We start from the raw sequence: 21892 nt of genomic DNA, 5'->3' as shown, positions 1-21892 counted from the left end.
ACCCTGTTAATGGTAAAACTGTCAGAGCTGATTTTAAGGAGATGAATTGTCCCTCGATTTTGGCGTGCTGCAGTTTCGTAAAATAGCTATCCGAAGTGAGCTAATTCCTTGGCTCGTCGGGGTAATTCATAGCAAGCGACATCAGTCTTGTATTGACTATTTCATACAAATATTGACTACCGCCATCTCTGTTCATGGCACGCCAGCCAGTGCGGTGCTATATATAGAGCCTTGTACAAACGGCAAAGGCCAGTCAGTGGGCCTGAGCCCTACACAGGATGATATAAGTAATAGGTTATGTTCTATTTTATTCTGTCCGTGTTCACTATCTCCCGGCGATCAGACAACCTTCATCTGAGCGGCATCGATATCAAATTGCCGCTAATATTTCTTGGCATTTCGTTTCTGGTGACACCTGTCAAAACCTTTTCCGGGCAGAGCGGGACACTCGTGTCGACGGGGTATGCCAGTACCGCTCCGGGCATTTATAATCCATCCGGTATTTCACTGCCTATCCTCTTACTCCCTCTTGCATACCATACCTACTTCAATCGTTTTTCTCATTCTGGCACCCATCAGAAAGCCGGGACTGAACCATCCTTTTGCATCGAGCCTGAAGACCCCCTCCTTGCTTACAAGTCGGGCTGCCTGCCGTTGCCAGGGGAGCTGGATATGACATTGGCCCCCGACCGGAGAGACCCGGATCAATGGACCTGGCTTTTACCCGGCAAAAGCAGGCCAGAACCCTACCCTGAACAGACACAGGTGAAGGTCGGTGATGAAGGTGTGCCAGTCCACATATCAGTCCCTGACACGAGTTTACAATGGAAGCCGGGACAACCTGTTCCCGGTCAAAATGGCGATTTCCTGCCCGGGCCTCCTGGCTCAATAGGTGGCATAACACGGGATACTAAAACGACAATCAATCTTATTCCCGGGAATTGCGATGATGAACCCTGTCTGAGCTGGGGCCTGGATGATGGAAGTGGATGGATTCTGGACCTGTCAGAAACTATTGCCCCATTATTCGAAGATACACCCCCCTGGAGTGACCAGAATCCAGCACTGATTCCGGCCAGTGGACAGGTAGCGGCCACCAGAGCGGTTGATCATAATGGTAACGTCTTTTACAGGCTGGATGAGAACAAACAGGTTCATTACATCAGTAAGGAAGAATACCAGCGGCTACTATCAATGCACTTCCAGAGCTGGCTTGAATACCTTTATCCAGAGTATTTTGGCCCCAGACTGGCTGCCGGAGGTGGCTGGCATCAGTGGCACTGGCGAATTCGTAAAGTGCCACGGGGTCCAGGAGCATCTCCTCCCTGCGAACCTCTCGAAAATTTACCTGAGGAGCCAGCAGAAAGATCTCCAGGGCCCGTCAGCCAGTCCCCTCATGGCGGCGGAGACCCTGGCGAGGGAAGCATGTCGGAACAGCAGTTTCCTGCCCCGCCCGCTCCTGCCTCGGCTCCAGCACGTAAGGCAATTTCCAGACGGCTTTTGGTTGATGAGAGTCCCAGTGATGAGTACTCCGTAGTTACAATGTCAGAAGATGAAATGGCTGGGTTACAAATTTATCGTGGAGACTCTGTCCTGCTAACCGGCAAAGTAAGAAAAACCACTATAGCTGTTGCTATATCGGATGCAAATCAGCCATCTGGCTGTATCAGGATGCACAGGGCAGTCCGTAACAACCTTAAGGTGAGGTTAGGCGATATCGTCAAAGTCTCCCAACTCCCTATGCTGCCCTATGGTAAACGAGTGGGCATATTGCCAATAAAAGATAGCCTTGAAGGTATAACCGGCAACTTGTTTGATGTGTTTTTGAAGCCATTTTTTCTAGAGGCGTACCGACCTGTCAGTAAAAACGACGTTATCCCTATAAGTGCTGGCTTGCGAACCGTTCATTTCCGGGTGATGGAAACAGACCCGGAAGGTGGGTGTATAGTTGCCCAGGACACAACTGTTCACTGTGAAGGCGAACCCGTCGAGCGGCAGGATCCGTCTTCAATTGCGGATGTTGGTTATGATGATATTGGTGGGCTCAGACCACAGATTCAAACGATACGGGAAATTATTGAGCTGCCAATGCGATACCCACAACTTTTCAATACCCTGAATGTCAGTCCTCCAAAAGGAATACTACTAAGTGGACCACCGGGGAATGGAAAAACACTGATTGCCCGGGCTGTTGCCAACGAGAGTGGCGCCTTCCTCTTTCTGATTAACGGCCCGGAGATAATGGGCAAAGTGGCAGGTGAGTCAGAATCCAATCTGAGAAGGGCTTTTGAAGAAGCTGAAAAAAACAGCCCTGCCATTATTTTTATCGATGAAATTGATTCGATAGCCCCAAAGCGTGACAAAACCCCGGGTGAAGTAGAGCGGCGCGTTGTCGGTCAGTTGCTTACCCTTATGGACGGTTTGCAGTCCAGGCGGCAGGTTATGATTCTGGCCGCCACTAACAGAGTCAATTCGATTGATCAGGCACTGCGTCGTTTTGGCCGCTTTGATAAAGAGATTCATATCGGCGTTCCTGACGAAACCGGTCGCCTGGAAATCCTTCAGGTTCATACCAGAGACAAAAAACTGTCCGACGACGTGGATTTGGAAAAGATTGCAAAAGTCTGCCATGGGTTCACCGGCGCTGACATCACGCAGCTTATCACCAATGCCGCAATGCTTTGTATAAGGGAAAAAATAGACATTAGCACCCTCGATGATGAACAGAACGTTGATGCCGAGTTGTTAGATAGTCTGGAAATCACCCAGGCTCATTTTGATCAGGCTCTCAAATCCTCCAACCCGTCAGCTCTCAGAGAAACCTTTGTCGAGATACCCAATGTGACCTGGGAAGACATAGGCGGCATGAAGGATGTCAAAAATGAATTGCTGGAAATGATACGCTACCCCCTTCAATGGCCCGAGCTGCTGAAGCATTTTGGTCAGAAACTGGCACGGGGTGTACTTCTCTATGGTCCCCCTGGTTGTGGCAAAACACAGTTAGCCAAAGCCTTGGCTAACGATTGCCAGGCTAACTTCATTGCCATAAGAGGGCCAGAGTTGTTGACTATGTGGTTTGGCGAATCAGAGCATAATGTACGTGACCTTTTTGACAAAGCCAGGCAGGCAGCACCCTGCATCCTGTTTTTTGATGAAATTGATTCTCTGGCGTCCTCCAGGGGATCTTCATTAGGTGACGCCAATGGCGCAAGCGATCGCGTCCTGAACCAACTGTTAATCGAGATTGATGGTATAGCTGAACGGAATAACATTTATATCATCGCCGCCACCAACAGACCCGATATTCTTGACAAAGCTCTTATGCGACCAGGCCGTTTCGACAAGCATATCTACATTCCACTGCCAGATCATGAAAGCCGATTGCATATTTTCGAAGCTGTCCTGCGTAACACCCCGATAGAGGGTGATGTTCAGTTAAAGCAGCTGGCTGACGTAACCAAGGGTTTCTCCGGAGCCGATATTAACGAAATCTGCCAGTCTGCAATACAACATGCTGTCAGGGAATACATTAGCAGTCGTAGCTCGCTGAGAGCTCAAAGTGATGCAATGGACGTTGACGAGTCCCTTGAGAGTTGCATGTTAACGCGCAGTCATTTTGAGAAAGCCATGCGCACAGCGAGGCGCAGTGTCGGGGATGGAGAAATTCGCCGTTATGAAGATTTTCACAAGCGGTCAAGTCAGGCCGGAACTGAATTCCGTTTTCGGGATACACCCCCCTCTGCATCAGTGTCATCTGGAGCAGCAGGAGTGCCACAAGGAGCAGCAAACTTATATGAAGACTATGATGACGATGACTTGTATAAATAAGCGTTCATAGTAAAAAAACCTGAAGCCGGGTGCTTCAGGTTTTTTCTGGTTGAACTTTTTGCTGTTCTCGTTGCGCCACTTTGGTTGTTCATTGCCATAATGGTACCTTCTTCCCAATCATGTTTTGGGATTCAGAATATGCTCAAGACTGTGCTTTACCAGCAAATCTAACTGATGCTGATTGGGGCTGATTCTGGCCATTAACTGAAGGCCCAGAAAGAAGCTGGTGAGCTCTCTGGCTGCTTCCGCGCTGCTCAGGCAGGGGGCAATCAGGTTTTTTTCAGTCCCCCTGAGTATCTGGGCCATTAATGCCTGTTGGATCGTGTTCACAGCCTGTCTGACCAGCTCAGCAGCCTGATCTGGCAATAGGTGCAGCTCTGTACTGGTACAGGCCAGAAAGCAGCAGTTCTGGTATTGCACGTTGCGGGGATGACGATAGCCTGCTGTCAAAAATCGGCGTAAACCTTCAAGGGGAGGCCCTGAACCGAGATACTTTTGGATTCTTAACTGCAGGTAGTGTTCAATGTAGTACTTTAAGACGTGCAGGTATAAGCCTTCTTTGTTTTTAAAATGATGATACAGGCTCCCAGGGTGCAGATCGGTAGCTTCTTCCAGCTGTCTGAGCGAAGAAGCCGAGAATCCCCGAGACCAGAAGAGAGCAAGTGCGTTATCCAGCGCCTTGTCTTTATTAAAAGAGGTATGCCTGCCCATAAGTGACATAATTTGATTTTCGAACTTCCAATGTAGCAGCAGTTTTCTGTTCCCGACAACTCCCACAATGGATTAGCACCTGTAGTGGGATATAAGCTGGAGAATACCGGAATGGCACTGACCCCGTCGAATATGGTTGAACTGGGCTCGTCTGCCCCTGATTTTAAATTGCCTGATCCTTCATCAGGACAGTCCGTCTCCCTGCAGGAAGTAAGAAAGGAGAAGGGCGTTCTGGTGATGTTTATCTGTAATCACTGCCCTTATGTGATTCACATTGAAGATGCGCTGGTAGAGTTGGGTAAGGATTATGCTGATCGAGATCTTGGCATAGTGGCTATCAGTGCTAATGATGCCAGGACCTATCCCGAGGATGCTCCTGACAAGATGGCATTAAAATCTTATCCGTTTCCCTATCTGTATGATGAAAGTCAGTCGGTGGCGAAAGCCTACGATGCGGCCTGTACACCTGATTTTTTTCTCTTTGATGCCGAACTGAGGTGTGTCTATCGTGGTCAGTTTGATCACTCTCGTCCTGGTAATGACAAGCCTGTGACCGGGGCTGATTTAAAGTCTGCCATGGACTCAGTGCTGGCGGGAGAGCGAGTAGCAGAGAATCAAAGTCCCAGTATCGGCTGTAATATTAAATGGAAGTAATACCAATCGTGCTTTCTAACTCCCCATGGGAGTTAGAAAGCACGATTGGTATAATTCAGCACTCTTCACAAGGTATTATTTTTTCTCAACCCAGAGGGTCCAGTTTCTGTATTTGGATACTTTTTCGAAGCGATCTTTCAGCGGGGCAGACAGCTTATTGATGTTGCCGTCGCGAGTGGCCAGAAAGTCCCTGCGATCCCTGTGTAATTGATCGAAGATCTCCTCTTCACTGGAGGCCAGCAGGGCCTGACCCTGGGAATAAAAGCGAGCCGAGAACGGACGCTTCATAAAGTAAATAAGGCGACCAGGCTGTTCATTAGGGTGTGTCATCATGTTGGCGATCAGGTACTTTTGTGATTTTTTACCACCGTCGTTCATCATGACCATGATAGTAGCAATCATCAACAGAGGTGTCAGGGTTGCCAGAGTGATAAGCTTACCAGAGTGTTTGGACCAGCTCTCCCCGAACAGTCGTGCAATAATCATTGCCAGGGCAGGCATCACAGGGAGCGTGTAAGTCCAGATCAGATTGGTAGTGAAAGAGAAAAACAGGGGCAGAAACAACAGCCAGCAGAGCAGGAAATAATCCCATTCAGTTAACTTGAGAGTGGGCTTCTTTTGCCAGAATTTCCAGAGTTGTCTGATGGCAACTCCGAGTAACACGAATGTCCAGGGAAAGCCTCCAGCCAGCAGGTAGCCCCAGATGGCTCCCAGAGCGTGGACATGGGCATTGCCGTATTCATCACCTTGCCAGCCGGAATCCAGATAGCGGGAAAAATGTTCGCCAATAAACATGTATTCCAGAAGACCGGGGTTGCGTATCTCGGCGCTGATATACCAGGGAAGGGCAATGGCTGCTGACAGAATAGTGCCTTTGATCCAGGGAAATTTATGCCACAGCGTTATCAATCTGCCTTTAGGAAGGCACCATAAGAAAATCGGACCACCCGCCAGAACCACTGCAGCGAGCCCTTTTGCCAGCAGTGCCAGGCCGCAACCGGCAAAAAACAAATATTGCCACCGAAGTGCTTCAGATTCGTTGTGACTCTGCCAGCCCATCCAGAAACTGCCGAGTATCAGAGTGGTCGTCAGGGTCATGACCGGGTCGGCCAGCAGGGCACCGGAAAGAACGAGAAACATGGCGGAGGTGACCAGGAACAGTACCGAAATTTTTGCCTTTTGTACCCCCATTTGAAAATGGGCCAGCTTCCAGACCAATGCCAGGGTGCCCAGACTACAAACCAGAGAAGGTAAGCGGGCGGCAAATTCATTGATTCCGAATAACTTGAAGCTTATGGCTGAAAGCCAGATAAACATGGGTGGTTTACCGAGGAACGGGACACCATAATCAAAATATGGAATGATCCAGTCATTGGTCTCGACCATCAGTCTGACGATCTCACCGTATCGGGCTTCTGAAGTATCCATCAGAGGATATAGGCCAAGGGAGAGGAGCCGGATCAGAATGGCGAACAGAATCAGAAGGTACACCCAGAGCCAGCGGGAAGAGGTTTTCAGGGAGGCGTCAGTCATTATTATTTTGCACTCTGTCTCTGGTGGCTGTGGAAATGCACAAGGTTATGAATGTTGCTATTCCATTACTTCGTATTGCTTCGGCCGATTCATTGATAGCAAACATAAAGCAAAAAAGCCTCGGACCCATGTTATTCGCATACTGAAAAAAAGCCCAGTCCCTAATTAATATCACTGGGACGCTAACCGGGACCCAAATCAGCGTAGCGCCTAATCAAAGTAGTTCATTTCGATCGGTTTCTATAATTTTTTTCGTAGACATCTCGCCCCATGGCCAGGATCTGTCGGTCGATCATGGTCTGGAAGCTGTCCAGGCAGTTTTGGTGAACCATTGGGTCTCCTGAAAACTCTCGCATAAGACATACCGTAGCCTCAATAGTAGAAAGGGCTGATTGATGAGGGGATTTGCGAATTCGGTAGCGGGACTCCAGATTTTCTGGCAGGGATATCCGTGGCAGAGACCGAAGTTGAGGGTTGAGATGAAGTATCTTTCTGGCTTTTCTCCAGGTACCGTCCAGCAGAATACAAACATCAGGCAGGCCATGGATTTTCTGATATTCAGAAGGTTGGAAAGCCTCTTCGCCCGGAAAAAGTAAGCAGCTTTTTTTGTTCTCCAGAAGGATCTTGAGGTGTGGGTTTTCGGAGAAGTCCTCTCCTGCGAGAACCTTGCAGTTCTCAATGCCCAGTCTGGCGATCCGGGCGGTATTCAGCGGATGTTTGACCTCATCGGGGTGCTGCAGGATCAGTAGTTCACAGCAGGCCTGCTCGGGTTGTAAATGCTGGCAAATGCAGAATCGAAGAGGACGCTCACAGCGCGGGCATTTGGCTCGGGCCATAAATGACATTCCTGAAAGTGAGATTGATACGGGGTAAAACGGTTCTGGATGTTTTGGGAAGACAATGCTGCCAGCAGCGCTGGGTTGAGCCTGACATCACCAGCAGTGAGCCAGAAGGTAAATCCAGTGACAAGGGTTGGATACCCCTTGAACTGGCCTCTTTGTGTTTCAGTCGAAAACGTCTTTCCTGGCCCAGACTCAGTGAGGCAATAACAGGCTGTTCTCCAAGTTCTGCCTCATCGTCAGAATGCCAGCCGTTACTGTCATTGCCATCACGATACAGGTTGAGCAGAACCGAGTTGAATGAAGAGTGACAGGTGTGTTCGACCACTTTTTTTATCGCCAGCAACACCGGTGTCCATGGCTCTGGAGTGAGTGTCAGGCCAGAGTAGCTGTAAGTCATTCCCTCATCAGCATACCAGGCTTGTAATCGAGGTAAATCCAATGTTTTTCCGAAAATTGTGATTGTATCCTGACGCCACCGGGTGCCAGACAGAAGTTGCTGGTAATAGGATTCACAATCTTGTTGTGTGATCAGATCTGGCCAGAAAGACAGCTCGGCGTCGGGAGCATGAATGTTGATTGAACGCAAATCCGTAGACTGGGAGCTGTTATCGCAGAGACATTTCAAAGATCAGCTTTTCTGCAGTACAGTCAAAGTCGAGCATCGCCTTGATCACCGTGATACCGTTTTCCTGAATGGTTTCTGACTGAATCTTGCAGTTGCCTGATCCGACTGAAAGAGCTCGCTGCTCTATCTTGTTGAACTTTTCCTGGGCAGAAACTGCCTTGTCACCACGAATTTCCACAGTAACCCAGGTATCATCGTCGCGGATCAGGGTACCGACCTCTACCGTATTGCAGGTGTTGCACTCAAAGGGGTCTTTTTCTTTCATGCTGATACCTCTTGAAAGCAAGTAAATCTACCTCATTCATCATGAGATAAACATATTACAAGATCTATGGGGATACGCCAGAAATAATAGCTGTTTCTGCGATAGCTTTTCCGTGGCCGGGCAGTTTTTTTTCTTCGAAATCCTTCTGAAATCGAGCATGTCCATGTTTTGTGTGTCCTGTACTTGTTTGTGCGTCTTGGTGCGTGTTTGTGAAGGCTTTTTTATTCGGATTTTATGGTATAGGCTCAGTAATTCTCGAAGTTGTACGTCATCAAAATGAGGGATGAAAACGGTACTTTGGTTCAAAAGTTTCCGGTATTCCTGCATCAGAACAAGGTGGTCGTGCTTTTAGCCATGAACAAAGTGCCAGAGTGAAAGCAATTTCACGGTAGAAACCCGGGAAGTTAAATCTATGACAGACAGTAAGGCGAATTTGCGTCGCAACGTGAACCTGCTGGGAACACTGTTGGGTCAGACTATAAAGGAACATCATGGCGAGGTTTTTTTCAATCGTATTGAAAGCATTCGTCAGCTTTCCAAGGCTGCAAGAGCAGGCAGTGAGGATGATCGGGAAGTTTTACTGGATCAACTGAAAAACCTTTCTGATGACGACCTGGTGCCCGTTACACGGGCGTTCAGTCATTTTCTTAATCTGGCTAACCTGGCCGAACAATATGACAGTATTGCTGTTAGCCATGGCGAAACGTTCTGTGTTCCGGATCACTTTGATGAGCTGATGGCGAGGCTCAGAAATCAGGGGTTCAGCCAGGAGCAAATCGCAGACAGTGTTGCCAGCCTTGATATGGAGCTGGTACTGACCGCTCACCCCACCGAAGTTTCCCGCAGAACCCTGATCCAGAAACATGAATCGATTTTTGAGTGTCTCAGCAAGCTGGAAAGCAGCCGTCTGAGCTTCAGGGAGCGAGCCCGTCTTGAAGACCGGCTTCGTCAATTGATAGCTCAGGCCTGGCACACTTATGAATTCAGGATGAAGCGACCATCACCTGTTGATGAAGCCAAGGGTGGATTTGCCACCATCGAGCACTCTCTATGGAATGCGGTGCCTGATTTTGTTCGTGCTATAGATGAGCGGCTCAGGGAACATACCGATATTGGTCTGCCACTGGATGCTGTACCGGTGCGCTTTTCTTCCTGGATGGGAGGAGACCGGGATGGAAATCCATTCGTCACCGCTGAGGTGACCCGGGAAGTGCTTTTATTGAGTCGCTGGATGGCTGCGGATTTGTACCTCAGGGATCTGAACCCCCTGATTGGAGAGCTCTCCATGACTGAATGCAGTGAAGAAATGAAGCAGAAACTGGGGGATTGTCGAGAGCCCTATCGGGTCGTTCTCAGACAGCTCAGAGAGCGTCTCAGAGAGGCCCGAACCTGGTGCGAATATGCACTGGTCGACAAATCCCGTTCTTCTGAAGTGCTTCTGGAGCATAAAGATCTTGTTGAGCCTCTGGAGCTTTGCTACCACTCCTTGCATGAAGTGGGTCTGGGCGTCATTGCCGATGGTCCGCTATTGGACATGATCCGTCGTGCTCACAGCTTTGGTCTCACCCTGATACGTTTGGATATTCGTCAGGAAGCGAGCCGACATACTCAGGCGATCAGTGAGTTAACCAGAGCTCTGGGGATTGGTGATTACCAGAGCTGGGATGAACAGGAAAAGCAGACCTTTTTACTGAAAGAGCTGCAGAATCCCAGGCCCATGATTCCGGTAGAATGGCAGCCTTCCGAAGATGTCGCTGAAGTCCTTGCCACCTGTCGTGCTATTGCCAGAGAAGGTCAGCAGGCATTAGGCGCATATGTCATTTCCATGGCCTACAAACCATCCGATGTCTTGTCTGTAGCGCTGTTGCTGAAAGAGTGTGGCGTTGGCTTTGCAATGCCTATTGCTCCTCTGTTTGAAACACTTGACGCGCTGGATGGTGCCAGTGAGTGTATCAGCTCTCTATTGTCATTGCCCTGGTATCGTGGTTATTGCCATGGCGGTCAGATGGTGATGATCGGTTATTCCGACTCTGCCAAGGATGCTGGCTGGATGGCAGCAGCCTGGGCTCAGTATCGGGCCATGGAAGAGGTGACGGAGGTCTGTCGTAAAAATAATGTCGGGCTGACACTGTTCCACGGTCGTGGTGGTACCATCGGTCGTGGTGGTGGCCCTGCCCATGCGGCGATTCTCTCCCAGCCACCGGGCTCGGTGAACAATAATCTGCGAGTCACTGAACAGGGAGAAATGATCCGTTTCAAGTTTGGTTTCCCTGATGTGGCCATTAACAGCCTGATGCTCTATGCAAGCGCCACGCTGGAAGCAACCCTGCTGCCCCCGCCTGTGCCAGAGCAAAGCTGGCGGGATATGATGGATCAGCTGGCCAGAGATTCCCTGCAAATATACCGGGGTATGGTCCGGGATGAGCCTGATTTTGTTCCCTATTTTCGTGCGGTGACGCCAGAACAGGAATTGGCCAAGTTACCCCTGGGTTCAAGACCTGCAAAGCGCAAGCCCAATGGTGGCGTGGAAAGTCTGCGGGCGATTCCATGGATATTCGCCTGGACCCAGATTCGTCTCATGCTGCCCACCTGGCTTGGGTGTGGTGCCGCCTTAAGAAATGCTTTGGAAAACGGCCAGAAAGAAACTCTGGAAGAGATGATCAGTCAATGGCCCTTCTTCAAGGCGCGGCTGGAAATGCTGGAGATGGTCTTTATGAAGACCGATTCGAATCTGGCTGAATACTATGAAGAACGGTTGGTACCGACCGAGCTACAGCATCTGGGAGAAAGTCTGCGAGAGCAGCTGAAAACTGCAGTTCAGGCACTGCTGGAGCTTAAAAGCGGGGAAGAGTTGATGTCTAACCATCCTCAGAATAAGCAGGCTATCGCTTTGCGTAATCCATATACTGACCCTCTGAATGTGCTTCAGGCAGAGTTACTCTACCGCGTTCGACATTCAGAAGAAGGGAAGGTTTGTGAAAATCTGGAACAGGCCTTGATGATTACTGTTGTTGGTATTGCTGCAGGTATGCGTAATACCGGCTAACTGGCTTATTGTCAGAGTCAATGTGTTTGTCTCCTGTAACTCGTTCCAATGCTCCAGCAAAGGCAGGAGTCGCAGGAGAGTCTCCACCCGGTCAGTCTTCAATGTGGCTGACGTACAATGATATCCGGGGTGAAATTTTAAGGTTTTATTACCATGGTGCATGATATAGGATCACGGAGCACGTCAAGATAAGGTGATCGGAACAAGCATGGCTGTCGCTGCAATTATCACAGGAACGGGGCTATACACCCCGACCAGTTCTATCAGCAATGATGAGCTGGTCACGAGCTATAATACCTGGGCTCAGAAAGAGAATGACAAACACCAGCAGGCAATCGCTGCCGGTGAAAAAGACCCCCTGCCATTGAGTAACAGTGCCTTTATAGAAAAAGCTTCGGGCATTAAAAGTCGTTATGTCATGGATCGTGAAGGTGTTCTTGATCCTGGTCGTATGGTACCCCGACTTCCCGAGCGGGATAACGAAGAAATCTCCGTTCAGTGTGAAATGGCATTACATGCTGCCAGAGATGCGCTTTCCCAGGCACGAGTGAGGCCAGAAGAGGTCGACCTGGTCATTGTGGCTTGCTCCAACCTGCAAAGGGCTTATCCTGCCATTGCCGTTGAGGTGCAGTACTACTTGGGAGCATCTGGCTACGCCTACGATATGAATGTGGCCTGTTCTTCTGCGACTTTTGGTATCAAAGCGGCAACGGATGCCATTCTGTCCGGTAATGCGCAGAGGGTTCTGGTGATCAGTCCCGAGATCACTTCTGCTCATTTGAATTTCCGTGATCGGGACAGCCACTTTATTTTCGGAGATGCTTCGACAGCTGTTGTAGTTGAAGCGGAAAGTGTTGCCAGTAATGAGAAAGGCTTTGAAATTCTGGGTACCAGAGCCTGGACTCAGTTTTCCAATAATATCCGTAATAATTTTGGGTTCCTGAATCGTGCTGATGAGTCCGGTATTGGACAACCCGATAAGCTGTTTGTGCAAAACGGTCGCAAGGTTTTCAAGGAGGTCTGTCCTAAAGTGGCAGAGATCATTTCAAGTCACCTGGATGAGTTGAGACTGACGTCTGACAAACTCTCTCGTCTTTGGCTACACCAGGCGAACCTGAGCATGAATCAGCTGATTTCACGCAGGGTATTAGGCCGTGAAGCGACTCCGGCAGAAGCGCCGGTTATTTTGGATGAGTACGCTAACACCAGTTCTGCAGGATCAATCATTGCTTTCCATAAGTATTCAGCAGATCTGGAAGCGGGTAGTTGTGGTGTTATCTGTTCTTTCGGAGCGGGTTACTCTATTGGCAGTATTGTCGTCAGAAAACGCTGAGAGCCTTTCGTTGAATAGGCGGCTGGTCGACTCCACTGCGAAATAGTGCGATGAGTGGGCAAATTTACCTATTTGTCATTACCCATTACAATAGCCTGCAATTTTTCCCGAATGCTTGCCAGTAACCGGAAATCGAAAGACGGGGTTCGGATTGTTTTCTGTTGCTGGGGCGGAGATCTGAATGACTGAGAAGGTAAGAGATCAGGACAAGACCCACTTTGGTTACAAAGATGTCAATCCTGATGATAAAGAGAAGCTGGTGGCGGGTGTTTTTCACTCAGTGGCTGATAGCTATGACGTGATGAACGACCTCATGTCAATGGGTGTACACCGGCTCTGGAAGCGTTTTACCGTAGAGCTTTCTGCGGTTCGCAAAGGTCATCAGGTTCTGGATATTGCCGGTGGTACCGGCGACCTCACAAAACAGTTTTCCCGTCTGGTGGGCGATACGGGTCGGGTCGTGCTGGCTGACATCAATGAGTCGATGCTCAGGGTTGGGCGTGATCGTTTGATTGATCAGGGCATTGTCGGGAATGTTGAGTATGTCCAGGCCAACGCCGAGTGCCTGCCATTCCCGGAAAATACGTTCGACTGCATAACTATTGCGTTTGGCCTGAGAAATGTGACCGATAAGGACGAAGCACTGCGCTCTATGTGCCGGGTCCTGAAGCCTGGTGGCCGTCTGCTGGTTCTGGAGTTCTCAAAGACTAACAATCCTTTGTTAACCAAAGTCTATGACGCTTATTCCTTCTCCCTGTTGCCGGCGATGGGTAAGCTGGTGGCAGGTGACTCAGAGAGTTATCGCTACCTGGCCGAGAGTATTCGCAAGCACCCGGATCAGGAAACCCTGAAAGCCATGATGAAAGAAGCCGGTTTTGTGAATACCACCTACCACAACATGACCGGCGGCATTGTTGCCCTGCATAAAGGCATCAAACCCTGATTATCATGAAGACGGCATTTCTGGCGTTTGTGGAGAACCGGATCAATCAGCTGTTTAAGCTCGATCCCGTTACAGCCGGGGCTTTAAAGTCTCTGGACGGCAGCGTTGTTCATCTCATTGGTCTTCAGCCTGATTTTAACTGCTATGTTTTTCTGGACGCCTCAGGAGTCCGCTGTGCTGGCTGGCATGAGGGCTCTGTTGATGTCACTCTGCAGGGGCCATTAAGTAGTTTTATAACGCTTGCCGCTGATCGAGACGCTTCCTGGGATGCCATCAGAGGGCTAAATGTCTCGGGTGATCAGAAAGTTCTGGAAGCGCTGCAATCTACCCATCGAGGGATGCAGCTCGACTGGGAAACCCTGATCTGTGAGCAAGTGGGTCCAGTAGCAGGGCATTCACTGGCTGAAGGGCTGCGCTTCATAACCTCAACGCTGACAGGCTTTGGAGAAACGCTTCCTGGCCAAGGGGCCGCTTATCTTCAGTACGAATTGGAGCTGGTGCCCTCAGAGTCTGAAATCGGTGCTTTCAGTCGTGAGGTTACCGCTCTGAGTGAAGCTGTGGAAAGCTTGAGCAGACGTTTGAACAAAACTTGATGGGAAAGCTGACAAGGCAGCCTCGAGCGCAGAACAGCCCCTTTGTGAGTTAAGCAAGCGAGTTGAGCAAACAAGAGTATCGCGGGAGAAAAGGGTGCTGCAGTTAACCCGTTTAATAAAAATTGTTGGGGCTATTGCCCGCTACAGGCTGGACGATCTGGTCGAGATCGACTGCCTGCCTTTTCCTGCCAGAGTTCTGATGCGACTCCTTCCCTGGCGATACTTTATCAAGAACAGCGACCCCAGAGCCGTCCGACTCAGAAAAGGGCTGGAATCCCTGGGACCTATCTTTATCAAGTTCGGCCAGATTCTGTCTACCCGTCGCGACCTGTTGCCTGAAGATATCAGTGATGAATTGGCCCGACTGCAAGATCAGGTGGCGCCTTTCCCTGCGACAGAGGCCGTAGCCATCATTGAACGAAGCCTGCAAGCCCCGGTTTCAGAACGGTTTGACCGCTTTGATCACGAACCTATGGCTTCTGCGTCCATAGCCCAGGTGCACACTGCTCGACTGCATAGTGGAGAAGAAGTGGTGGTTAAGGTGATACGGCCTGGCATAGAGAAGGTGATCCGCAAGGATATTCGGCTGATGTACGGCTTCAGTCGTTTGCTGGTCGCGCTTGTAAGAGAAGCCAGAAGGCTCAGGCCAATAGAAGTGGTCAGGGATTACGAGAAAACGATTCTTGATGAGCTGGATCTGTTGCGGGAAGCTGCCAACGCCTCTATGTTACGCAGGAACTTTATCGACTCACAGTTGCTGTTTGTTCCCCGAGTCTATTGGGATTACTGCAAACCTTCAGTGATGGTGATGGAGCGAATTTATGGTGTGCCTGTTGCTGATACAGATACCCTGAAGGCGAAGGGTACCGATATGAAAAAACTAGCGGAAAGAGGTGTTGAGATCTTTTTCACCCAGGTTTTCCGCGACCGGTTTTTCCATGCCGATATGCATCCGGGGAATATTTTTGTCGATATCTCTAACCCTTCTGAGCCAAAATATATAGGCATTGACTGTGGTATCGTCGGTACTCTGGAACCTGAAGATCAGTATTATCTGGCCTGTAATCTGCTGGCCTTTTTCAAACGGGATTATCGCAAGGTCGCCCAACTGCATGTGGATTCAGGCTGGGTTCCTTCCCATACCGTAGTAGGTGAGCTTGAAGCCGCTATTCGGACAGTCTGTGAGCCCATATTTGAACGGCCATTGAAAGATATATCGTTCGGGCATCTGTTGGTCAGATTGTTTCAGGTTGCACGAAGGTTTGAAATGGAAGTTCAGCCCCAGCTGGTTCTTTTGGAGAAAACGTTACTGAATGTCGAAGGTCTGGGCCGACAGCTTTACCCGGAACTGGATTTGTGGAATACAGCACAGCCTTATCTTGAGAAATGGATGAAGGATCAGGTCAGCCCCTGCGGAATCGGCCGCTCAGTACATGATAATATTCCCGACTGGCTGCTGAGTGCGCCTAATATGGCCAGAAATGCTCTGCACAGCGTTAAACAGTTTTCGGAGCATCAGCGAAAGCTGATGGCCATACATAATCGGGCAGACCGGCGAACCGACAAAAGCAAGTGGTTGGGTGGGGTATTGGTTGTACTGGCCGCTACTGTTCTGGTGTTCCCTGAATGGTCTGCACAGCTTCCCTGGCAGGGAGTGTTAACGGGAGGAGCCGGGGTCTGGCTCCTGATTCGATAGGATTGGAGATAAGTAGCATGAGTTGGTTGGATGACGTTCGCTGGAACAGTGATGGTTTGGTGGCCGCGACAGCCCAGGATCATCAAACCGGCAGGGTGCTGATGCAGGCCTGGATGAACCGGGAAGCCTTGGCCCTGACCGCTGAAGAGCAGCAAGCAATATACTGGTCACGTTCCCGGGGCAAGCTCTGGCGTAAAGGTGAGTCATCCGGTCATGTGCAGAGACTGCATGAGCTGCGGCTGGACTGTGATGGCGATTCTGTTCTGCTGGTGGTAGAACAACTTGGCGGAATAGCCTGTCACACAGGGCGGGAATCCTGCTTCTATCGTAAGTTGACCGAGGACGGTCAATGGTTAACTACGGATGAAGTTCTGAAAAGTCCCGATGCCATCTACGGTGCAGACAAGAGCGGAAGCAGCGATAATGAATAACATCCTGGATAAGTTGGAAGCTGTGCTGGAAGAACGCCGTCAGGCCAGTCCGGGCAGCTCCTATGTTGCCAGTCTGCATGACGCGGGTATGGACAAGATCCTGAAAAAAGTCGGTGAAGAGTCGGCAGAAACGCTGATCGCAGCCAAAGCGGCAGAATTTGGCGGCAGTCTTGATGATGTGGTTTACGAAACGGCGGACCTCTGGTTTCACTCTCTGATCATGCTGTCCCACCTGGGGCTGAGCTACAGAGAAGTTCTTAAAGAGCTGGAGCGACGCTTTGGTCTGTCTGGCATAGAAGAAAAGGCCTCTAGGCAACCCTCCTGAGTGAGGAAAAACCGGATATCCGGTAGAATAGTATTGATCATACGGCTGCACTTGCAAGAGGGCAGTTGTTAATGTTTCCAGGGGATGTTGGCATAGTGGCTGGCATTTCCCGGCCAGTCTGAAAGGAGGGTGCATTATGGGGTTTGGTGGAATCAGTATCTGGCAGTTGCTCATTATCCTGCTGATTGTGGTGATGTTGTTTGGTACCAAGAAATTGAAAGGCCTGGGAAGTGACCTGGGGGGGGCCGTAAAGGGATTCAAAAAAGCGATCTCTTCTGACGAAGAACAGAAGCCCGGGCAGTCTGAGAACAGTCATCAGAAAAAAGAGACTGAAGATACTCAACGTAAATCCTGAGTCAGGTTGCAGGCCAGTTTGCCTCTTCCCTGTATCAGGACAGGATAAACTGCTTTTACGTTCAACACGTTTTTGAGATACCTTTGGAGATAAAGTGTTCGATATCGGTTTCACAGAGCTGCTTCTTATTGCTGTGATCGCTCTGGTCGTTCTGGGGCCTGAGAGGCTGCCGGGTGCGATTCGAACCACGGCCTACTGGATCGGCAAAATTAAACGCAGTTTTCAGTCTGCCAGGGAAGAACTGGAAAAAGAACTGGATGTCGATGGCATCAAAAGACAGATTCATAACGAACAGGTTATGAAAGAGTTGGAAAAGACCCGCTCTCAGGTGGCTGAGTCGATCAAGGAGCCATTGGAGACATTAAACAAGTCCATTGAGCCTGGTACAGATCGCGATGAAAAGGACTCTGGTGGCATTAAAAACAGAGCTCAAAACGAAACTGAAGAGAAAAAAGACAAGAGCGCATGAGCGAAGATGGAGCCAACAAAGAACAGCCTCTGGTTCAGCATCTTGTTGAGCTAAGGAGTCGTTTGCTGCGCAGTTTTGCAGCTGTGCTGGTGGTATTTTTGGGGCTCTTCTATTTTTCCAACGATATTTATCGATTCGTTTCAGAGCCCCTGACGGTGCATTTACCCGAGGGTAGCACCATGATTGCCACCGAGGTAGCTTCGCCCTTTCTGGCCCCCTTCAAGCTAACCCTGTTTGTGGCTTTTTTTCTGGCGGTTCCGTATATTTTGCATCAGTTATGGGGGTTTATTGCGCCGGGTCTTTATAAGAATGAGAAACGGTTGGCTATTCCCGTACTGGTAGCCAGTGTTCTGCTTTTTTATCTGGGGATGGCCTTTGCCTATTATGTGGTCTTCCCGATTATCTTCTCTTTCTTTACTACCGTCGGACCCGAATCGGTAACGGTGATGACTGATATCAATCGATACCTCGAATTTATACTGAAATTGTTTTTTGCCTTCGGCATGGCTTTTGAAATTCCTGTAGCGACATTAATGCTCGTGTGGAGTGGTATTTCAACGGTAGAAAGCCTTTCGAAAAAACGCCCCTACGTCATCGTAGGCTGCTTTGTTATAGGTATGTTGCTGACTCCCCCTGATGTTGTTTCCCAATCCCTTCTGGCCATTCCGATGTGGTTGTTGTTTGAAACCGGTCTGTTTTTCTCCAGACTTCTCATCCGGAGAACGTCAGATTAAAGTTGGGATTTCTCTCGCTGTTGGGCTATTGTGTGATTCCTGCCACTGAAATGACTCGCCCTGCTTTGACTAAGTTGAATGGAGGGATGACATAACTTTCAGGACGCATATGGATAATCTTCAGAAGACACCGCAGGACGACAGTATTCTGCACCATCTCAGGATGGCTGCGATCAGTATTAGCAAAGCAACTTTTCTGGCACTTGGCAAAGCCCGGGCTTTCTGTCGGAGTGTCGTTGCAGTGCTGATTCCTTCCCGTCTGAAAAAAAACCTGGATCCTTTTAAACCATCTGCGTCACCTATGAAACAGCGCTCCATAACAGCTATGGAACCCCAGAGGCTGTCAGCATTACTAAAAAGCTATTCATTTCCGGAGGTGGATGCATTCAAGGACGATTTCAAACTCCGGGTTAGAGATGTTATGGATGATATCGTTGCTATTGAAGGCGATAAAGAACTGGAATTATACGAGGAAGTAAAGAGCAGCCTTCTTCAGAGAATTGATGATTGTAAATCTCTGGATGAGATGCTGGTGTTATTGAATGATGTAGTACCGAAGCCCTATCTGAAGAGGCTGTGTATGAGCTTCCTACAGATTGGGCGGGAAACCGGGGCCGATTTGGGACTGTCAGAACGGGGCCATTTATGGCTGGAATCCATGATTCAAAATGAATCGTTTGAAGGGCTAAAGGAAAATCTGTTTCAGCTATTGAAATCCGAGCTGGGTCAATCCACTGAATGGCTGGCGGAAGGTTTTAAACAATATACAGCGAAAGAGCGCAGTCTTTTGCATTCGATTCAGACGGTCGAAGATGTGCCAGAAATGGTTTCACGTCTCGATAACCACTTTGAGCATTGTGAACAATATGGTTACCTTCTGAAACTGAAAACACTGGTGGAGCAGGCTGGATTTAAGCGGGGAGCGTTTAAGGTGCGGGCCCCGCTACTGGCTGCTGGTTATGAACTGGGTGTATTTAAAGAGACGTTTTTCCCTCATCTGGAATTGATTCATAAGAATGAAAGTGAACAAATAGACAGTCGATCCGGCCTGATAACAAATCAAATCAGTGCCCTGGCCCTGAATGTCATGAAGGCCAGCAATATCAATGACGTATTTGAGTTGATCAAACAGGAGGCACCTTCAAAATACGCGAAAGACCTGCTGACTGCCTTCAAGGAAATCTGTGAGGAAACCGGCGATAACTTACAGCTGGATCCATCCACAAGACAGTTTCTGGAGGATCGTGAAAACTGCGCTGAAGACACCTCTTTAGATTTAAACTGGAGTCATGTGTCTCAAGACTTTGAGGTGGTAGCCAAGCTGAAGGCAGGCCTGATCGGTGATATTGACACTATCATCAAGGGAATAGCAGATGAATGTTATGCGAAGGCTGTTCAGGAAAAGCTGGATAAAGAGGGCGAGTCTGCCTCGTCAGAAAAAAAATACGTCTTCGTTTCATATGCCGAGGTTAACCCCGAGGATCTGCCCGATGTTAAAGCCCTGAGAGCACTGAAGGCAAAGGTAGAGCTCTGTGATTCTTATGAAGACATGATTAAAGAGTTGATCAACCACGCGCCTGAAAAATACACCAGACCTTTGTTGCATGCACTGAAAGAAATCTATGGAAAACTGAAAGAGTCTAATGAGGAACTCTCTGATTCAGAGGAAGTTTCACAAGCTCCCGATTTTGTGTCTGATAGCATGCATGAAATATCTCCCCCGGTTGAGGTTGACGAATTAAAAGACTTTGAGGTGTCTTTAGATGATGCGCAAATACTCAATAAGGCTCGTGATTCCGAAAAAAAATATAATTTGAAAGACGTATCTATTGGGGATCAGTTAAAAATAACAATGTTAAAGGCGCCCAATAATTCTCAAGGGGAAGAAGTGTTAGATGATAAGCAAGATATTTTGTGTGATTTTTTATTTCAACGAGACATAAAAAAAGTTTTTAAAATAAAGATAAAAGGTAAAGAGTTTGCTATTTCCGTGCCGACGAAAAGTTATGAAGCGAGGCATTGGCCTACTGTGTTAAAGGAAACACAGTCAACAGAACGACTCAGGCAGCTAGGTTTTAACACGCTCTCTTTTCATAAAACCGTTCTTGTCGAGATAGACGGTGTGACTGTTCCCGCCACAGTTATGCCTTTATTTGACGATCTTGATGGCCAGATTGCAGATCATAAAAACGCCTATATTCTCGATTCGTTTATAGACGACATTGCTGTTATAGATCAAAGTACTGGAGAAAAGTTCAAGGCTGAAGAAATTCCTGACGAAGTGGCGTTTTGTGGTGTACTTCAACATGCTATTGAAGACGCAGGCATATTGGTGAAGAATAAAATATGTCTGGACTCTGGCTCAATTAACTATCAGATTCTCGAGTCTGGTGATGTTAAGTTGTTTTTGACCGATTTTCCAAGAGGTATAATCGAAACAAATTACACACATATGGATTTATGCAAAGCTTATGCTTCTCACTTGGTAGATGCTTTTGTTCGGTGTCTTAGAAAGCAGGATTGCATGAAATTTGAGACAGTCCATAAAAACCCAAGATTCAAGCAAAAATTAATTGAGTTGATCGATCTGGCTTCCAAGGGGGAGAGAACCCCTAGACCTCCCAGGGAGTCAAGTTGACTCCCTGCAACGGATCTTCGATAAAATTAGCCTTTCGTTAAGGGCGCTTTATCTGGAAAATGCAGGTTTCTTTTCTGACTATTGATGCTTCCCGATATGAACCTGCTGTTATTGACTCCCACCGATTTTATTTCTGAAAGCCGCGTCAGGCTGACGGGAAGATCTCTTCAGCATGTCCTGAACGTTCATCGCTCTCAAGCGGGTGACAGCATCAGAGTAGGGATGCTGGATGGAGAAATGGGTCAAGGCGTTATTGTTTCTCTGACGGATCAGGCAATGGAGTTGGATGTCTGTCTGGATCAAAAGCCTCCTGAACCTCTGCCTCTGACGATTCTGCTGGCTCTCCCGCGTCCGAAAATGCTGAAAAGAAGTCTGCAACACTTGTCGTCTCTTGGGGTTAAGAAAATCATTCTTATGAACAGTTACCGGGTCGAGAAAAGCTTTTGGCAGTCGCCCTGGCTGACAGGAGAAAAAGTCCGCGAACAGCTTATTCTGGGGCTGGAGCAGGCAAGGGACACGCAGCTCCCGGAAGTTATTCTTGAGAAGCGCTTTAAGCCTTTTGTTGAGGATCGATTGCCCGCCATTATGGACGGCAAGCGTTGTCTTGTCGCCCATCCTTCAGGCGGAGTCCCATGCCCTCATCAGGTCGATGATCAAGTGGTTCTGGCGATTGGGCCTGAGGGTGGATTTATTCCTTACGAAGTGGAAAAGCTGGAAGAGGCAGGGTTTGACCGGATTCATCTGGGCTCAAGAATTCTCCGGGTTGAAACCGCTGTCACAGCGATTACCAGTAAATTGTACGACTGAATGGTATTTTACACTGACCTGCGGTTTAGGTATGTTGTAAGAAAAGCCTTCCCGTTCGCAGAGT

General features: G+C 48.8%; 19 protein-coding genes. 14 read left to right on the top strand and 5 right to left on the bottom strand.

Annotated elements, in window-relative coordinates:
* Window positions 1-297: 297 nt before the first annotated feature.
* A complete protein-coding gene (locus tag ACOJUO_RS01455; RefSeq protein WP_422138718.1) occupies window positions 298-3828 on the top strand; it encodes an AAA family ATPase in 3531 nt (1176 codons plus the stop codon).
* Window positions 3829-3945: 117 nt separating this feature from the next.
* Here the strand turns inward: ACOJUO_RS01455 and ACOJUO_RS01450 are convergent, their stop codons facing one another.
* The gene (locus ACOJUO_RS01450; RefSeq protein ID WP_422134928.1) at window positions 3946-4548 is read right to left on the bottom strand and encodes a TetR/AcrR family transcriptional regulator; all 603 of its coding nucleotides are present in this window, start codon (window positions 4546-4548) and stop codon (window positions 3946-3948) included.
* 102 nt (window positions 4549-4650) lie between these two features.
* Between ACOJUO_RS01450 and ACOJUO_RS01445 the strand changes: the two genes are divergently transcribed.
* The gene (locus tag ACOJUO_RS01445; RefSeq protein ID WP_422134927.1) at window positions 4651-5193 is read left to right on the top strand and encodes a thioredoxin family protein; all 543 of its coding nucleotides are present in this window, start codon (window positions 4651-4653) and stop codon (window positions 5191-5193) included.
* Between the two features lie 75 nt (window positions 5194-5268).
* On the opposite strand, the gene ACOJUO_RS01440 is transcribed toward ACOJUO_RS01445, so the two are convergent.
* From ACOJUO_RS01440 to ACOJUO_RS01425, 4 genes are all read right to left on the bottom strand, one after another.
* Window positions 5269-6726 (bottom strand): ArnT family glycosyltransferase, encoded by a 1458-nt coding sequence (locus tag ACOJUO_RS01440; RefSeq protein ID WP_422138717.1) that lies wholly within the window; start codon window positions 6724-6726, stop codon window positions 5269-5271.
* A 224-nt stretch (window positions 6727-6950) separates the two neighbouring features.
* Window positions 6951-7562 (bottom strand): tRNA-uridine aminocarboxypropyltransferase, encoded by a 612-nt coding sequence (locus tag ACOJUO_RS01435; protein WP_422134925.1) that lies wholly within the window; start codon window positions 7560-7562, stop codon window positions 6951-6953.
* The gene (locus ACOJUO_RS01430) at window positions 7534-8154 is read right to left on the bottom strand and encodes an alpha-ketoglutarate-dependent dioxygenase AlkB family protein (protein WP_422134924.1); all 621 of its coding nucleotides are present in this window, start codon (window positions 8152-8154) and stop codon (window positions 7534-7536) included. Before ACOJUO_RS01430 ends, ACOJUO_RS01435 begins: the two co-directional genes overlap by 29 nt.
* A gap of 19 nt (window positions 8155-8173) precedes the next feature.
* Window positions 8174-8458, bottom strand: a complete 285-nt coding sequence (locus ACOJUO_RS01425) for a DUF406 family protein (RefSeq protein ID WP_422134923.1) — start codon at window positions 8456-8458, stop codon at window positions 8174-8176.
* A 412-nt stretch (window positions 8459-8870) separates the two neighbouring features.
* Between ACOJUO_RS01425 and ppc the strand changes: the two genes are divergently transcribed.
* From ppc to ACOJUO_RS01365, 12 genes are all read left to right on the top strand, one after another.
* Entirely contained in the window at window positions 8871-11504 is a 2634-nt protein-coding gene (gene ppc / locus ACOJUO_RS01420) for a phosphoenolpyruvate carboxylase (protein WP_422134922.1), read from the top strand.
* 208 nt (window positions 11505-11712) lie between these two features.
* A complete protein-coding gene (locus ACOJUO_RS01415) occupies window positions 11713-12837 on the top strand; it encodes a beta-ketoacyl-ACP synthase III (RefSeq protein ID WP_422138716.1) in 1125 nt (374 codons plus the stop codon).
* 181 nt (window positions 12838-13018) lie between these two features.
* On the top strand, window positions 13019-13780 hold the full coding sequence (gene ubiE, locus ACOJUO_RS01410) for a bifunctional demethylmenaquinone methyltransferase/2-methoxy-6-polyprenyl-1,4-benzoquinol methylase UbiE (protein WP_422134920.1): 762 nt from the start codon (window positions 13019-13021) through the stop codon (window positions 13778-13780).
* A gap of 5 nt (window positions 13781-13785) precedes the next feature.
* The gene (locus ACOJUO_RS01405) at window positions 13786-14373 is read left to right on the top strand and encodes a ubiquinone biosynthesis accessory factor UbiJ (RefSeq protein WP_422134919.1); all 588 of its coding nucleotides are present in this window, start codon (window positions 13786-13788) and stop codon (window positions 14371-14373) included.
* 94 nt (window positions 14374-14467) lie between these two features.
* Window positions 14468-16069, top strand: a complete 1602-nt coding sequence (gene ubiB, locus ACOJUO_RS01400) for a ubiquinone biosynthesis regulatory protein kinase UbiB (RefSeq protein ID WP_422134918.1) — start codon at window positions 14468-14470, stop codon at window positions 16067-16069.
* A gap of 17 nt (window positions 16070-16086) precedes the next feature.
* Window positions 16087-16500: a phosphoribosyl-AMP cyclohydrolase gene (gene hisI / locus ACOJUO_RS01395; RefSeq protein ID WP_422138715.1), complete on the top strand. Its 414-nt coding sequence runs from the start codon at window positions 16087-16089 to the stop codon at window positions 16498-16500.
* Window positions 16493-16825 (top strand): phosphoribosyl-ATP diphosphatase, encoded by a 333-nt coding sequence (locus ACOJUO_RS01390; RefSeq protein ID WP_422134916.1) that lies wholly within the window; start codon window positions 16493-16495, stop codon window positions 16823-16825. The genes hisI and ACOJUO_RS01390 overlap by 8 nt, the downstream gene beginning before the upstream one ends.
* A gap of 136 nt (window positions 16826-16961) precedes the next feature.
* Window positions 16962-17180: a Sec-independent protein translocase subunit TatA gene (gene tatA, locus ACOJUO_RS01385; protein WP_422134915.1), complete on the top strand. Its 219-nt coding sequence runs from the start codon at window positions 16962-16964 to the stop codon at window positions 17178-17180.
* Between the two features lie 94 nt (window positions 17181-17274).
* Window positions 17275-17649 carry a Sec-independent protein translocase protein TatB gene (gene tatB / locus ACOJUO_RS01380; protein WP_422134914.1) on the top strand — a complete coding sequence of 125 codons (375 nt, stop codon included), beginning with the start codon at window positions 17275-17277 and terminating at the stop codon, window positions 17647-17649.
* Entirely contained in the window at window positions 17646-18383 is a 738-nt protein-coding gene (gene tatC, locus ACOJUO_RS01375; protein WP_422134913.1) for a twin-arginine translocase subunit TatC, read from the top strand. Before tatB ends, tatC begins: the two co-directional genes overlap by 4 nt.
* A gap of 109 nt (window positions 18384-18492) precedes the next feature.
* A complete protein-coding gene (locus ACOJUO_RS01370) occupies window positions 18493-21021 on the top strand; it encodes a hypothetical protein (protein WP_422138714.1) in 2529 nt (842 codons plus the stop codon).
* A gap of 96 nt (window positions 21022-21117) precedes the next feature.
* Entirely contained in the window at window positions 21118-21828 is a 711-nt protein-coding gene (locus tag ACOJUO_RS01365; RefSeq protein WP_422134911.1) for a 16S rRNA (uracil(1498)-N(3))-methyltransferase, read from the top strand.
* Window positions 21829-21892 lie beyond the last annotated feature (64 nt).

This window comes from Endozoicomonas sp. ALC020 (assembly GCF_049275935.1).
Taxonomy (GTDB): Bacteria; Pseudomonadota; Gammaproteobacteria; order Pseudomonadales; family Endozoicomonadaceae; genus Endozoicomonas_A.
Note: the sequence above shows the minus strand (reverse complement) of the source record. Positions and strands in the feature narration are given on the sequence as shown.

Coding starts and splice junctions, on each gene's coding strand:
- ACOJUO_RS01455 (WP_422138718.1), top strand. CDS start 298: ATGTTCTATTTTATTCTGTCCGTGTTCACTATCTCCCGGCGATCAGAC.
- ACOJUO_RS01450 (WP_422134928.1), bottom strand. CDS start 4,548: ATGTCACTTATGGGCAGGCATACCTCTTTTAATAAAGACAAGGCGCTG.
- ACOJUO_RS01445 (WP_422134927.1), top strand. CDS start 4,651: ATGGCACTGACCCCGTCGAATATGGTTGAACTGGGCTCGTCTGCCCCT.
- ACOJUO_RS01440 (WP_422138717.1), bottom strand. CDS start 6,726: ATGACTGACGCCTCCCTGAAAACCTCTTCCCGCTGGCTCTGGGTGTAC.
- ACOJUO_RS01435 (WP_422134925.1), bottom strand. CDS start 7,562: ATGGCCCGAGCCAAATGCCCGCGCTGTGAGCGTCCTCTTCGATTCTGC.
- ACOJUO_RS01425 (WP_422134923.1), bottom strand. CDS start 8,458: ATGAAAGAAAAAGACCCCTTTGAGTGCAACACCTGCAATACGGTAGAG.
- ppc (WP_422134922.1), top strand. CDS start 8,871: ATGACAGACAGTAAGGCGAATTTGCGTCGCAACGTGAACCTGCTGGGA.
- ACOJUO_RS01415 (WP_422138716.1), top strand. CDS start 11,713: ATGGCTGTCGCTGCAATTATCACAGGAACGGGGCTATACACCCCGACC.
- ubiE (WP_422134920.1), top strand. CDS start 13,019: ATGACTGAGAAGGTAAGAGATCAGGACAAGACCCACTTTGGTTACAAA.
- ACOJUO_RS01405 (WP_422134919.1), top strand. CDS start 13,786: ATGAAGACGGCATTTCTGGCGTTTGTGGAGAACCGGATCAATCAGCTG.
- hisI (WP_422138715.1), top strand. CDS start 16,087: ATGAGTTGGTTGGATGACGTTCGCTGGAACAGTGATGGTTTGGTGGCC.
- ACOJUO_RS01390 (WP_422134916.1), top strand. CDS start 16,493: ATGAATAACATCCTGGATAAGTTGGAAGCTGTGCTGGAAGAACGCCGT.
- tatA (WP_422134915.1), top strand. CDS start 16,962: ATGGGGTTTGGTGGAATCAGTATCTGGCAGTTGCTCATTATCCTGCTG.
- tatC (WP_422134913.1), top strand. CDS start 17,646: ATGAGCGAAGATGGAGCCAACAAAGAACAGCCTCTGGTTCAGCATCTT.
- ACOJUO_RS01370 (WP_422138714.1), top strand. CDS start 18,493: ATGGATAATCTTCAGAAGACACCGCAGGACGACAGTATTCTGCACCAT.
- ACOJUO_RS01365 (WP_422134911.1), top strand. CDS start 21,118: ATGAACCTGCTGTTATTGACTCCCACCGATTTTATTTCTGAAAGCCGC.